The 13,504-nt window shown below is 74.6% G+C and carries 14 protein-coding genes; 7 read left to right on the top strand and 7 right to left on the bottom strand.

Annotation, left to right across the window (positions count from 1 at the left end):
- Positions 1 to 83 precede the first annotated feature (83 nt).
- Positions 84 to 926: a chitosanase gene (locus IG94_RS0105190; RefSeq protein ID WP_031031716.1), complete on the top strand. Its 843-nt coding sequence runs from the start codon at positions 84 to 86 to the stop codon at positions 924 to 926.
- Positions 927 to 1,043: 117 nt separating this feature from the next.
- Here the strand turns inward: IG94_RS0105190 and IG94_RS40200 are convergent, their stop codons facing one another.
- Complete coding sequence (locus tag IG94_RS40200) at positions 1,044 to 1,217, bottom strand: CsbD family protein (RefSeq protein WP_070389931.1); 174 nt, start codon at positions 1,215 to 1,217, stop codon at positions 1,044 to 1,046.
- A 153-nt stretch (positions 1,218 to 1,370) separates the two neighbouring features.
- Between IG94_RS40200 and IG94_RS41505 the strand changes: the two genes are divergently transcribed.
- On the top strand, positions 1,371 to 1,517 hold the full coding sequence (locus IG94_RS41505) for a hypothetical protein (protein ID WP_164711433.1): 147 nt from the start codon (positions 1,371 to 1,373) through the stop codon (positions 1,515 to 1,517).
- A 19-nt stretch (positions 1,518 to 1,536) separates the two neighbouring features.
- Here IG94_RS41505 and IG94_RS0105205 read toward each other — a convergent pair whose 3' ends face one another.
- Complete coding sequence (locus IG94_RS0105205) at positions 1,537 to 3,012, bottom strand: MFS transporter (protein ID WP_031031718.1); 1,476 nt, start codon at positions 3,010 to 3,012, stop codon at positions 1,537 to 1,539.
- 326 nt (positions 3,013 to 3,338) lie between these two features.
- On the opposite strand from IG94_RS0105205, the gene IG94_RS0105210 reads away from it, so the two are divergent.
- Positions 3,339 to 4,703: an FAD-dependent oxidoreductase gene (locus tag IG94_RS0105210; protein WP_031031720.1), complete on the top strand. Its 1,365-nt coding sequence runs from the start codon at positions 3,339 to 3,341 to the stop codon at positions 4,701 to 4,703.
- An 82-nt stretch (positions 4,704 to 4,785) separates the two neighbouring features.
- Here IG94_RS0105210 and IG94_RS0105215 read toward each other — a convergent pair whose 3' ends face one another.
- The 5 genes from IG94_RS0105215 to IG94_RS0105235 form a co-directional block, all read right to left on the bottom strand.
- Entirely contained in the window at positions 4,786 to 5,160 is a 375-nt protein-coding gene (locus IG94_RS0105215; RefSeq protein ID WP_031031722.1) for a roadblock/LC7 domain-containing protein, read from the bottom strand.
- A gap of 90 nt (positions 5,161 to 5,250) precedes the next feature.
- Entirely contained in the window at positions 5,251 to 5,778 is a 528-nt protein-coding gene (locus IG94_RS0105220) for a roadblock/LC7 domain-containing protein (protein ID WP_031031725.1), read from the bottom strand.
- Between the two features lie 38 nt (positions 5,779 to 5,816).
- Positions 5,817 to 6,602, bottom strand: a complete 786-nt coding sequence (locus IG94_RS0105225) for a hypothetical protein (RefSeq protein WP_031031728.1) — start codon at positions 6,600 to 6,602, stop codon at positions 5,817 to 5,819.
- Positions 6,599 to 7,003, bottom strand: coding sequence for a hypothetical protein (locus IG94_RS0105230; protein ID WP_031031730.1), 405 nt, complete (start codon positions 7,001 to 7,003; stop codon positions 6,599 to 6,601). Before IG94_RS0105230 ends, IG94_RS0105225 begins: the two co-directional genes overlap by 4 nt.
- Before the next feature lie 259 nt (positions 7,004 to 7,262).
- On the bottom strand, positions 7,263 to 8,057 hold the full coding sequence (locus IG94_RS0105235) for an SDR family NAD(P)-dependent oxidoreductase (RefSeq protein ID WP_031031733.1): 795 nt from the start codon (positions 8,055 to 8,057) through the stop codon (positions 7,263 to 7,265).
- A gap of 194 nt (positions 8,058 to 8,251) precedes the next feature.
- On the opposite strand from IG94_RS0105235, the gene IG94_RS0105240 reads away from it, so the two are divergent.
- From IG94_RS0105240 to IG94_RS0105255, 4 genes are all read left to right on the top strand, one after another.
- On the top strand, positions 8,252 to 9,409 hold the full coding sequence (locus IG94_RS0105240; RefSeq protein WP_107060436.1) for a hypothetical protein: 1,158 nt from the start codon (positions 8,252 to 8,254) through the stop codon (positions 9,407 to 9,409).
- A gap of 356 nt (positions 9,410 to 9,765) precedes the next feature.
- The gene (locus tag IG94_RS0105245; RefSeq protein WP_031031739.1) at positions 9,766 to 10,329 is read left to right on the top strand and encodes a (2Fe-2S)-binding protein; all 564 of its coding nucleotides are present in this window, start codon (positions 9,766 to 9,768) and stop codon (positions 10,327 to 10,329) included.
- A complete protein-coding gene (locus IG94_RS0105250; protein ID WP_031031742.1) occupies positions 10,326 to 11,318 on the top strand; it encodes an FAD binding domain-containing protein in 993 nt (330 codons plus the stop codon). The genes IG94_RS0105245 and IG94_RS0105250 overlap by 4 nt, the downstream gene beginning before the upstream one ends.
- 26 nt (positions 11,319 to 11,344) lie before the next feature.
- Positions 11,345 to 13,474, top strand: coding sequence for a xanthine dehydrogenase family protein molybdopterin-binding subunit (locus IG94_RS0105255; RefSeq protein ID WP_043482964.1), 2,130 nt, complete (start codon positions 11,345 to 11,347; stop codon positions 13,472 to 13,474).
- Positions 13,475 to 13,504: the final 30 nt, after the last annotated feature.

The following is a 13,504-nucleotide window of genomic DNA, read 5'->3' on the forward strand; positions in this document are numbered from 1 at the left end:
CCCAGTGCGCCGTTTTTCTGGTAGGAAACTTTCCTGTCAGTGCCCGGCACTCCCCCCACCCCCCACACCCGTCTGGAGATTCCGTGAGGCACCCCCACACCGACCCGGCGCGCCCGGAAGGCACCTCGCGCCGTACCGTGCTCGCCATGGCATGCGCGTCCCTGGCGGCAGTACCCCTGTTCACCCCCTCGCGGGCCGCGGCGGCGCCCGCGCGGGCGGCGGGACTCGACGACCCGGCGAAGAAGGAGATCGCCATGCAACTGGTGTCGAGCGCGGAGAACTCCTCGCTCGACTGGAAGGCGCAGTACGGCTACATCGAGGACATCGGCGACGGCCGCGGCTACACCGCGGGCATCATCGGCTTCTGCTCCGGCACCGGGGACATGCTCGACCTGGTGCAGCTGTACGCCGACCGCAGTCCCGGCAACGCGCTGGCGGGCTATCTGCCGGCGCTGCGCGCGGTGGACGGCACCGACTCGCACGAGGGGCTCGATCCCGGTTTCCCGGACGACTGGCGCCGGGCCGCGGAGGACCCGGAGTTCCGCCGCGCGCAGGACGACGAGCGGGACCGCGTCTACTTCGACCCGGCCGTGGAACAGGGCCGGGCGGACGGGCTGCGCACGCTGGGGCAGTTCGCGTACTACGACGCGATCGTCATGCACGGCAACGGCGGCGACGCCCTCGGCTTCGGCAGCATCCGCGCGCGGGCCCTGGGCCGGGCCCGGCCGCCGGCCCAGGGCGGCGACGAGGTGGCCTACCTGGACGCCTTCCTCGACGAGCGGGTGTGGGCCATGAAGCAGGAGGAGGCGCACAGCGACACCAGCCGGGTCGACACGGCCCAGCGCGTCTTCCTGCGCGCGGGCAACCTGGACCTCGAACCGCCGCTGGACTGGCAGGTCTACGGGGACAGCTACCACATCGGCTGAGCCGCCGACCGAACGGAACCACCGCCCCCTCGCCGGGGCCCGCCGGGCACGGCGCGGGCCGCGGAACCGGCCGTGTGCCGGATTCCGCGGCCCGTACGCTGCGGGGTGCGTGCCGAGTCAGCGCCGGAACGCGTCCTTGCCCTTCTCCTTGGCCTGCCGGACGTCGCCCTTGGACTGCTCGGCACGGCCCTCGGCCGTCATCCGCTCGTTGCCGACGGCCCGTCCGAGCACTTCCTTGGCCTTCCCCTTGGCCTGCTCCGTCTTGGCCCTGGACTTCTGGTTGTCGGCCACTGTTTTCACCTCTCGGCGTTGGCTTGCGATGTACTGCCCCTGCGGGTCGCCGTTCCCGGCGCCCTCAAACACGCGGATCGCGCCGGGGGTGGCCGGGGGAGCGCGGGGTAGGAGGACGGCGAAGCAGGTGTGTCGTCGACTCGGAGGAACGTCATGGCCGGAGTACTGGACCGGATCAAGCAGTTCGCGCGGAGCCCGCAGGGGCGGCGGGCGGCCGACCAGGTGCGCCGCGCCGCCTCGGACCCGCGCCGGCGCGCCCAGGCGCAGCAGATGCTGCGGAAGTTCGGCAAGCGCCGCTGATCGGCTCCGGCCGGGCGCGTCAGTTCTGGCCCGCGTGGGTGTGGCTGTGGGAGGTCTCCGGCGGACAGCCCTCGTCGCCCTCTTTCCCGGGCCGGTCCCGGCGCCAGTCGCGGACCGCGACGGTCAGCGCGCACAGCATCGCGGCGACACCGCACCCCACCGAGAGGGCCACGGCGTCCTGGTAGTCCTCGTGGGTCTCGTTCAGGGTGAGGTAGAAGAGGCCGGGCAGCGCGGCGGTGCCCACGGCACCGCCCAGGCGCTGCCCCGTCTGCAGGGCGCCACCGGCCGCCCCGGCCATCCGCACCGGGACCTCGCGCAGCGTCATGGTGATGTTCGGCGAGATCACGCAGCCGCTGCCGAGGCCGCCGAGCAGCAGGGCCGGGGCGGCGAGCCAGGCGGCGCGGTCGGCGGGCGCGAGCCAGAGCAGCACGGCGGTCGTGCCGAGGCCCGCCATGACCGCGACGAGCCCGCAGACCGTCAGCAGCCGTCCCAGCCGCTCGACCAAGCGGCCCGCCACGGCAGCGGCGACGGCCGACCCCACGGCGAACGGGGTCACCGCCAGGCCGGACATCAGGGGCGAGTAGCCCAGCCCGTTCTGGAAGAACAGCGCGAAGACGAGCCACACCCCGCTGAACCCGACGAAGTACAGGGCGGCGAGTCCCGCGCCGGTGGCGTAGCCGCGGGTCTCGGTCAGCAGCCGGGGGTCCAGGAGGGGCTCCCCGCCCCGGCGGGCGATCCGGCGCTCCCAGCGCGCGAAGGCGCCGAGCACCACGGCCCCGACCGGGAACAGCCACCAGGTCCTGGTCAGCCCGCCGCCCTCGGCGAGCACCAGCGGCAGCATCAGGGCGAGGATCCCGCAGCCGAGGAGCCCCACCCCCACCGGGTCGAGCCGCCCCCGCCCGCCTGGCTCGACCCGGGGCAGCAGCCGGAGGCCGAGCAGCAGCGCGACCGCGCCGACCGGCACGTTCACGTAGAAGATCCACCGCCAGCCGGCGGGCCCGGCCAGGGCCAGGATCAGGCCGCCGACGACCGGGCCCACGGCGCTGGACACGCCCACGGTGGCCCCGAAGAGCCCGAACGCCCGCCCGCGTTCCGCGCCCCGGAACAGCTGCTGGATCAGCGCCGAGTTCTGCGGGGCGAGGCAGCCCGCGGCCACCCCCTGGGCGAGCCGGGCGACGATCAGCAGCCCGATCCCCGGTGCGGCGCCCGCCGCGGCGCTGAAGAGCACGAAGGCGGCCAGGGCGGCCAGGAAGACGCGGCGCCTGCCGAAGGCGTCGCCGATCCGGCCGGCGGTCACCAGGGACAGGGCGAACGCGAGGGCGTACCCGGACACGACCCACTGCACGGCCGCCGCCGAGGCGTGCAGCTCGTGTTGCATGGACGGCAGGGCGACGGCCACGATCGTCACGTCCAGCAGGGTCATGAAGCCCGCGACGAGGGTCACCCACAGGGCTCGCCACCGGTTGGGGTCCGTACCGTCGTCCGGACGCTGCACGCGCTCTCCCCTCGTGGGACGGCGCGGAACGCGGTCGCCGCGCCTCACGCCTGCGTCACCCGGGACCGGGGGTTCAAACCCTCCGGGGCGCGACCGGCACCGCACCGGCACACGAGGCGGCGCGCGAAGACCCGTAGGGTGGGAAGAGATGAGCGAGCGGTACGGAGAGGCCAGCGGGCGGCCCGAAGAGGCCCATAAGCCGGGGACATGCCCTCCCATAAGCCGCCCTTATGGCCTCATAGATCGGACCCGCGTACCGACTTAGGCTTGCCTTAGCTTAGGCTTCGCCGAGAGTCGATCTGTTACCGCTCGAAGGGAACCCCACCATGCCCCGCCCTCTGCGGGTGGCCATCGTCGGATCCGGCCCCGCCGGGATCTACGCCGCCGACGCCCTGCTGAAGTCCGACGTGGCCGCCGAGCCCGGTGTATCCATCGACATCTTCGAGCGCATGCCCGCCCCGTTCGGACTCATCCGTTACGGCGTCGCGCCCGACCACCCGCGCATCAAGGGCATCATCACGGCCCTGCACCAGGTGCTCGACAAGCCGCAGATCCGTCTCTTCGGCAACGTGAACTACCCGACCGACATCAGCCTGGACGACCTCCGCACCTTCTACGACGGTGTGATCTTCGCCACGGGCGCGACGGCGGACCGCGACCTCTCGGTCCCCGGCGCCGAGCTGGACGGCTCCTACGGCGCGGCCGACTTCGTCGCCTGGTACGACGGCCACCCCGACTTCCCGCGCACCTGGCCGCTGGAGGCGGAGAAGGTCGCCGTCCTCGGCGTCGGCAACGTCGCCCTGGACATCGCGCGCGTCCTCGCCAAGACCGCCGACGAGCTGCTGCCGACCGAGATCCCGCCGAACGTCTACGAGGGCCTGAAGGCCAACAAGGCGTTGGAGGTCCATGTCTTCGGCCGCCGCGGCCCGGCGCAGGCGAAGTTCAGCCCGATGGAGCTGCGGGAGCTGGACCACTCCCCCAACATCGAGGTGATCGTCGACCCCGAGGACATCGACTACGACGACGGCTCGATCGCGGTCCGGCGCGGCAACAAGCAGGCCGACATGGTCGCCAAGACCCTGGAGAACTGGGCGATCCGCGACGTCGGCGACCGCCCGCACAAGTTGTTCCTGCACTTCTTCGAGTCCCCCGCCGAGATCCTCGGCCAGGACGGCCGGGTCGTCGGGCTGCGCACCGAGCGCACCGCGCTGGACGGTACCGGCAACGTGAAGGGCACCGGCGAGTTCAAGGACTGGGACGTCCAGGCCGTCTACCGGGCCGTCGGCTACCTCTCCGACCAGCTGCCCAAGCTGCCGTGGGACATCGACTCGGGCACCGTCCCGGACGTGGGCGGCCGGGTCGTGCAGGAGTCCGGCGAGCACCTGGAGTCGACATACGTCACCGGCTGGATCCGGCGCGGCCCGGTCGGCCTGATCGGCCACACCAAGGGCGACGCCAACGAGACGGTGTCCAACCTGCTGGACGACTACGCGAACGGCCGTCTGCGGACGCCCGGCTCGCCCGCGCCCGAGGCCGTGGACGCGTTCCTCGCCGAGCGCAACGTCCGCTTCACCACCTGGGACGGCTGGTACCGGCTGGACGCCGCGGAGAAGGCGCAGGGCGAGCCGCACGGCCGCGAGCGCGTGAAGTACGTCGAGCGCGAGGACATGCTCCGGGAGAGCGGGGCCTGAGCCGTACGGCCGTGCCGTCGCGGGCCCGGCGACCCCGTCACCGGAGTCGCCGGGCCCGCGGCGGTCGGGCGCACGTGCGCGCTCAGACCTCCAGTTCGGACTCGATCCGGCGCAGCTGGTGGCGGGCCATCGCCAGGTTGGCGCGGCTCGAGTCGAGCACCAGGTAGAGGAACAGGCCGTTGCCGCCGCGGCTCTTGAGCAGGCGGATCATGTGGTACTGGCTGCTCAGGGTGATGAGTATGTCCTCGATCTCCTCGTTCAGACCGAGGTGCTCCATCGTCCGCAGCTTGGCCCGTACGACGTCGGTGTTTCCGGCGGCGGCGACCTCCAGGTTGAAGTCCTTGGTCCCGCCCAGCGTGCCGAGGGCCATGCCGCTGGTGTAGTCGACCAGCGCGGCGGCGGTCGCTCCGTCGATGGCGCTGAGGCATTCCTTGAGCGAGGTCTCCAGGTTGGCCATGGTGGGTTCCTTTTCCTTCCGGATGTGTCCGTAGGCGATCGGTCGGTCGGGTCGGTCAGGCGGTCGGGTCGGTCGGGACGTGCGGGCCGGTCAGGTCGGGCGGCGGTGTCCGCCGCCCCGGGGTGCCGGCTGGTGGGCGGGCCGCTGCGGGGTGCGCACCGGCAGGGTGCCGATGGGCCGGGCGGCCGGATCCGCGACGGTCGTCGGCACGTGTTCGCCGGTCCCGGAGGCGGTGCGGTCGGGGCCGGAGCGCGCGGCGAAGAGTTCGCCGATCCGCGCACCGCTGCGCCGGCCCTCCAGATGCAGCCGGCCGACGTTGACCCGGCCGTCGGCAAGCAGGGTGAGCACGACGGACCCGCCGGCGGCGTACGTGGCGACGTAGCCGTCGGCGCCGCGCAGCAGCAGCTCGCGGAAGCCACCGCGCGCGGTGGCGTCGGCCATGCGGTGCGCGACGCCGAGCGCGGCGGCGGTGAGCGCGGCGAGGCCCTCGGGTTCGGTGCCCGGCGCGTCGTGGGCGAGGACCAGCCCGTCCACGGTGGCCGCGAGCGACCCCGTCAGCTGGGGTACGCGGTTGCGCAGTCGGTGCAGTTCCTCCAGCACGTCGCTCTCGACGGCCATGAGCAGTCTCCTTTCGTCACGCCGGCGGCGCGCGCGGATCACAGGGCCTCCAAGGCGTCTCGCAGCCGCCGCAGCAGGGCGGTGTCCGGGTCCTGCCATCCGCCGCCGCCCGGATCCGGGGCCCGCGTGCGGGGCGGGGCGGGTGCCGGTGCGGGGGCGACGAGACCGGCGGCGGCCAGGCGGCGCAGTTCGACGAGCGTGTGGTACGTCCGGCAGGCGAGCGCCGAGGCGATCTGGGCGGCGGTGCGGACGCCGTCGACCTGCGTCAGGGTCCGGACGCGCCGCACCGGCAGATCGGCCCCGCCCGCGCCCGGCACCCGGGCCAGCGGCGCGGTGTCCACGGCGGAGTCCGGCCAGATGCGGTCCAGGAGGGCGCGCCGGCGCCCGGACTCACGGACGACCGCGTCCACCGGCACGGACCGCACCGCGCCCAGCCAGTGCGCCGCACCCGGCCGGAAGCGGTGCGCGCGCGTGTCGTGGGCGAGCACGAAGTACGCGGCGTCGAACAACGCCCCCAGGTGGCAGACCTCCAGCGCGCCGGCCGCGAGCCGCCCGCTGTCCACCAGCCGGTGTCCGACCCGGTGCTGGGCCCCGCCCCGGTCGACCGCGTCCCACCAGCCGTCCGGCGCGACGGCGCCGCTCCGGGTGAGCAGGGCACCGAGGTCGGGGGTGAAGGCCGACTCGGCGTGGACGACGCGGCCGGCCGAGAGGTAGACGATGCCGCGCTCGCCCGACAGGGCGCCGGTCGCCCCCTCGGCCGCGAGGGCGCCGAGCGCGGCCGACGTCGTCTCGTACGCGGTCCAGGTGGCCGTCGCCCCGGTCATCCGAGCACCAGGCGCTCTGCCATCCCGGCCAGCCGGATGCGGGCCAGGGCGAGGTTCCCGTCGTGCCGGCCGAGCCACAGGTGCAGGAAGACAGTGCTGTCGAAGGGGGTGCTGACGAACCTGAGGAGGTGGTAGGCGTCGGCGGTGGTCGCGATCAGGTCCTCGACCTCGGGCGCCTTCCCGGGCTCCGCGGCCGCTTGGGCGCCGCCCGCGGACAGGGAGCCGCTCTCCGCGACGTGCCGGGCCAGTTCGGCCGTCTCGGCCGCCGTCGCCTCCCAGTCGCCGCCCGGCGCCTCGCCGACGGCGCCCAGGGCAAGCCCGCTGATCCAGTCGACCAGGGACGCGCCCCGCGCACCGGGCAGACGCATGGCCTCCAGCAGACTCTCGTCGATTCCGGGCACGCCGGATCCCCTCCCCATGCACGGCCGTACCGCGAACGTGACGCCGAGACTACGGAAAGTGCACGCGTCCGGTGAGCGCTTTGGCATTTTCCAGGGGAACGTGCGCGCGCTGCGGCATACTGCGGTATTTCGACCGCGCGAAGGGCTCCGCGGACTCGCGCCGGGCGGGACGGGCAGCCCGCGAGGCACGGCCCCGCCGGGGGCCCGGGACCGCCGCGGGCCCGGGACCGTCGGGGGACCGCCGGGGGCTCGGGGGCCGCTACGGGAGGATCGAGTCGACGTACCCGCCGTCCACGCGGACGGCCGCGCCGGTGGTGGCGGACGCCAGGGGGGAGCTGAGGTACACGACGAGGTTGGCGATCTCCTCCGGCTCGATCAGCCGCTGGATCAGCGACTGCGGGCGGTGCTCGCGCATGAAGACCCGCTGGGCCTCGTCCCAGGGCAGGTCCCGGTCGACCAGCTGGTACACGAAGTCCTCGACGCCCTCGGTGTGGGTGGGTCCGGCGATCACGCAGTTCACCGTGACGCCGCTGCCCGCCGCCTCCTTGGCGAAGCCGCGGCCGACGCCGAGCAGGGCCGTCTTCGACACCCCGTAGTGGATCATCTCGGCGGGGATCACGACCGCCGAGTCGCTCGCGATGTACAGCACCCGTCCCCAGCCGCGTTCCCTCATCCGGGGGAGATGGGCACGCGTCAGCCTGACGCCCGCGAGGACGTTGATCTCGAAGTAGCGGCGCCACTCGTCGTCGCTGATCTCCAGGGCGGGGGCGGCGCCGAAGACACCGAGGTTGTTCACCAGGATGTCGACGTCGGGCAGCGCGCCCACCGCGGCCGCGGCGCCCTCCTCGGTGCCGAGGTCGGCCGCCACCGGCACGAACGCGCCGTCCGGCACCTCGGCCCGCAGTTTCGCGACGCTCTCCTCCAGGCGGCCGGCGTCGCGCCCGTTGACGCCGACGGTGGCGCCGGCGCGGGCCAGTCCGGCGGCGATGGCCGCCCCGATGCCCTGGGTCGAGCCCGTCACCAGCGCGGTACGCCCTCCGAGGTCGAGGTTCATCAGTTCGCTCCTTGTCGTGCCGTACGGTCGGTCGGACAGCTTCTGCCCACCCTCGCCCACGACGCACCCGCGTCCCCGTCGGCCGCACCGTGTGCCGGGCCGCGGCCCGCCCGGTCGGCGGACCCCGGATGCTCTCGGCTGACCTGCGGCGACGATACTTGCCTACGTCCGTGCCCCTGCTGCCCGATGGACCCATGCCGACCTCATCCACCGCCCGCCCCACGACTCCGCCCACCCTGTGGGCCGCTCGCGGCCGCCATGTCGGCTCCGCGGCCGAGGACACCGTCCGCCACACGCTGCAGCGGCTCAAGGACGACCAGGTCCTGGACGACTTCCTGGAACCGCCCGACGAGCCGGCGGCCGACCCGGCCGCGGCCGCCCCCCGGATCTTCGAGGCGCGCTGGAAGGCGCCGGGGGCCGTGACCGTGCGCGCCCGGCTGATCCTGGAGCCCGGTTCGGGGGGCGGACAGGACTGGACGCTGCTCGCCGAGGCCGAGGAGGCGTGGGACCTGGAGTGGCCCTCCCCCGCCACCATGTTCTGGCCCGACGACCCGGACGTCACCTGGGACCGCGACGCCGCCACGGGACTGCGGCTGCGCGGTCTCAACACCCTGCCGGACGACGACAAGGCCGTGCGCCGGCTGCTCAAGGAGGCCGGGCGCAGTCCGTGGAACATCCACGTCGTCGTGCACGAGGCGATGACGCCCGACCACCGCGGCCGGGTGCCGCTGGCCCGGCTGCTGCCTCCCGGGCTGCGGCACCGGGTGGTCGAGCACCGCGCCGCACCGCAGCAGCTGCGGGTGGTGAACTGGGCGCTGGAGGACTTCGGCGTCCAGGTGCCGCGCGGCGGCGCCACGATGCTGCCGGGCACTCCGGCCCCGGCCGGCCACGACGCGGCCGAGTTCTCCGTGCGCACCGTGTACCTGGACGGTTCCGAGCCCACCGCCCTGATCGCGGCGGTGACCTCCTTCGCCGCGCTGCCCAGGCCGCTGCCGGACGACGCGGTGGCGGCGCTCACCTCGCTGCGGGAGGACTGGCGGCTGCTGACGCTCCAGGAGGAGCTGGAGCGCGAGCGCAGGCTGGTGGCGATGTACGCCGAGGCGCTGGAGGCCATGACGCAGTCCCGCGACCTGTACCGGGAGGCCGCCGAACGCGCGGCGGAGGCTCTGGCCGTCTACCGGGAGTCCGCCGGAGCGGCGGACGCCGCCGCACCCCCCTCCGAGACACCGGCGCCGTCCCCGCTGCGGGGGCTGACCCGCACGCTGGAACGGTTCAAGGGAAGCGGCCGGCCGCAACGCCGGCCCCCGGAGGCCGGGCAGGAGTCCGGCCCGCCGCCCGGCTCCGGCAGCTGACGTCCCGTCCCCTTGCGGCATCCGGGATCGCGGTGACAGGAACCGCTCCCCACCGATGCCGACGATTGTGCTGCCACCGGCGACCGGGACCGGGCCCCGCGCCACCGGTTCCGTGCTCTGCCCCCCGTTGAGCCCTGCTGCCGGGACCGGCACCGGCCCGACCGCCCCGGCGCACCCGCGTACCGGCCCGACCGCCCCGGCGCACCCACGTGCCGGGCGGCGCGAGTCGGGCCCCCGCGGGCCGTCCGGGCGGCGCCGGCCCGCGGCTACTGAGGGCACCCTCACGTGTCATCCGACGGCAGGTGGATACGCGGAAGCCCCAGCAGCACGGCCCGTCCCGGAAGGTCACCGACGCCATGGACAGCCAGCACGAGGGCGCCGCGCCCGCATCCCCGCCCGAGTCGTCCCACTCGCAGACCACGCTCCGCGTCAACGGCAAGCCGCACACCCTCACCGTCGACCACCGGCGCGTCCTGCTGGACCTGCTGCGTGAGGACCTCGGGCTCGCGGGGGCCAAGAAGGGCTGCGACCACGGCCAGTGCGGCGCCTGCACGGTCCTGGTGGACGGCAGGCGCGTGAACAGCTGCCTGCTGTTCGCCGTCGCCCTGGACGGCTGCGAGATCACCACCGTCGAGGGGCTCGCCGGTGACGGCGAGGAACTGCACCCGGTGCAGCGCGCCTTCCTGGACCGCGACGCCTTCCAGTGCGGGTACTGCACCCCGGGCCAGATCTGCTCGGCGGTGGGCGCGCTCGCGGAGGCCGCGGCCGGGCACCCGTCCCACGTCACCGACCCGGCGGTGCCCTCCGGCGAGCCGGTCGCGCTGGACCGGGAGGAGATCCGGGAGCGGCTCAGCGGCAACCTGTGCCGGTGCGGGGCGTACATGTGCATCGCCGACGCGGTCGAGGACGTGATCCCGTGAAATCCTTCGCCTACGTACGCGCCGCCAGCGTCGAGGAGGCAACCGACGCCTTCGCGGCCCATCCCGGCGCCCGCTACCTCGGGGGCGGCACCAACCTCGTCGACCTGATGAAGCTCGGCGTGGAGACGCCGGCGGCCCTCGTCGACGTCTCCCGGCTGCCGCTGGACGGGGTGGAGGAGCTGCCCGACGGCGGGCTGCGGGTCGGCGCGACGGTCCGCAACAGCGATCTCGCCGCCCATCCCGTCGTCCGCGACCGCTACCCCGCGCTGTCCCAGGCGCTCCTCGCGGGGGCGTCGGGGCAGCTGCGCAACGCCGCCACCACCGGCGGCAACCTGCTGCAGCGCACCCGCTGCCCCTACTTCCAGGACCTGTCCAAGCCGTGCAACAAGCGGGAGCCCGGCACCGGTTGCGGCGCCCTGCAGGGCGTGCACCGGGACCACGCGGTGCTGGGCCACTCCGACCAGTGCATCGCCACCCACCCCTCGGACATGGCGGTGGCGCTGGCCGCCCTCGACGCGCACGTGGAGCTGCGGGGCCCCGAGGGCACCCGGAGCGTGCCCGCCGCCGACTTCCACCGGCTGCCCGGCATGCACCCGGAGCGGGACACGGAGATCCACGCCGGTGAGCTGATCACCGGCGTGGTCCTGCCGGCCGCCACCGCCGGGCTTCCCTCGGCGTACCGCAAGGCGCGCGACCGGGCGTCGTACGCCTTCGCGCTCGCCTCCGTCGCCGTCGTGCTGCAGCTGGCCGACGGCGTGGTGGAGCGGGCCGGGATCGCCTTCGGGGCGCTGGCGCACCGGCCCTGGCGGGCGCGGCGGGCCGAGGACGCGCTGCTGGGCGCTGCGCCCACGACGGCGGCGTTCGAGCACGCCCTCGACCTGGAACTGGCCGCCGCCGAGCCGCTGCGGGACAACGCCTACAAGGTGCCGCTGGCCCGCCGGATCGCCCTGGACGTACTGGGCCGGCTCGCCCCGCCGGCCACGACCTGAACCCCGGCGTCCACGAGGAGGACTCCATGACCGCCAGCGATGCCGTCCTGGGCGCTCCCGTCGAGCGCCGGGAGGGGCGGGAGAAGGTCACCGGCGCCGCCCCGTACGCCGCCGAGTACGACGCGCCGGGCCGCGCGCAGGCCTGGCCGGTGCCGGCGACGGTCGCGCGCGGCCGGGTCACCGGTGTCGACGCCGCTCCCGCACTCGCGCTGCCCGGCGTTCTCGCGGTGCTCACGCACGAGAACGCGCCCCGCCTCGGCGACCCCGACGACCCGACCCTGTCCGTACTGCAGGGACCGCACGTCCCGCACCGGGGCTGGTTCGTGGGCCTGGTGGTGGCCGAGACGCTGGAGGCGGCCCGGGCCGGCGCCGCCGCCGTACGGGTCGCCTACGAGACCGAGCCCCACGACGTGACGCTCACCGCCGCGCACTCGGGGGCGTACGTGCCCGAGTCGGCGAACGGAGGCTTCCCCGCCGCCACCGAGCACGGAGACCCCGACGGCGCCTTCGCCTCCTCGGCGCACCGGGTCGACGTCGAGTACACGGTGCCGCCGCTGCACAACCACCCGATGGAGCCGCACACCAGCACGGCGCACTGGGACGGCGACCGGCTGGTCGTGCACTCCTCCAGCCAGGGCACCACGGCGGTGCAGAAGGAACTGGCGCGCCTGTTCCGGCTGGCCGAGGACCGGATCACGGTGCGCGCGGAGCACGTGGGCGGCGGGTTCGGCTCCAAGGGGACGCCGCGCCCCGATGTGGTGCTCGCGGCGATGGCGGCGCGGGCCACCGGGCGACCGGTGACCGTCGCGCTGCCGCGCCGCTACCTGCCCGCCGTGGTCGGGCACCGCGCCCCGACCCTGCACCGGCTGCGCCTCGGCGCCGACGGCGGGGGCCGGCTCACCTCGCTCGTGCACGAGGTGACGACCCACACGTCGCGGGTCAAGGAGTTCGTGGAGCAGGCGGCGGTCCCCGCGCGGGTCATGTACGCCGCTCCCGCCCTGCGCACGGTCCACCGCGTGGCGGCGCTGGACGTACCCACGCCCTCCTGGATGCGGGCCCCGGGCGAGTGCCCCGGCATGTACGCCCTGGAGTCGGCCATGGACGAACTGGCCGTCGAACTCGGCGTGGACCCGGTGGAGCTGAGGGTCCGCAACGAACCGGAGACCGAGCCCGACAGCGGGAAGCCCTACAGCAGCCGCCATCTGGTGGAGTGTCTGCGCGAGGGCGCCCGCCGCTTCGGCTGGGAGGGGCGCGATCCGCGGCCCCGCTCCGGCGCCGCCGGCTCCCTGCTGATCGGCAGCGGGGTGGCCTCGGCCACCTATCCGGTGCTGGTGTCGCCGTGCGTGGCGTCGGCGCGGGCCCTGCCCGAGGGCGGTTTCCTGGTACGGGTCAACGCCACCGACATCGGCACGGGCGCCCGGACGGTGCTCGCGCAGGTGGCGGCGGACGCCCTGGGCAGCCCGCTGGAGCGGGTGCGGATCGAGGTCGCCGACAGCGGTATCGGGTTCGCCCCGATGGCGGGCGGCTCCTCGGGCACGGCGTCCTGGGGGTCGGCCGTGCACGAGGCGTGCGCCCGGTTGGCCGGAATGCTGGCGGAGCGCTCGGGGCCGCTGCCCGACGAGGGGGTCTCGGCCGAGGCCGACACCTCCGGGACGGTGGACGCCGAGAGCCCCTACGCCCGGCACGCGTTCGGCGCCCACTTCGCCGAGGTGGGCGTGGACACCGTCTCCGGCGAGGTCCGGGTGACCCGGCTCCTGGGCGTGTTCGCCGCGGGGCGCATCCTGAACGCCCGTACGGCGCGCTCCCAGTTCATCGGGGGCATGACGATGGGCCTGGGCATGGCGCTGACCGAGGACAGCACGGTGGACCCGGAGTTCGGCGACTTCGTCCAGCGCGACCTGGCCGCCTACCACGTGCCCGCGCACGCCGACGTCGCGGCCGTGGAGGCCCACTGGATCGACGAGGAGGACGGTCACCTCAACCCCATGGGCAGCAAGGGGATCGGTGAGATCGGGATCGTGGGCTCGGCGGCGGCCGTCGGCAACGCCGTCCACCACGCGACCGGCATCCGGTTCCGCGAACTGCCGCTCACGCCCGACCGGGTGCTCACGGCACTGCTGGAGCACGGGCACCCCGCGGGCACGCTGGGAGTGTGAGCGCGGCACGGCGGTGTGGTCCGCGCCGGG

Source organism: Streptomyces olivaceus, from assembly GCF_000721235.1.
GTDB lineage: Bacteria > Actinomycetota > Actinomycetes > Streptomycetales > Streptomycetaceae > Streptomyces > Streptomyces olivaceus.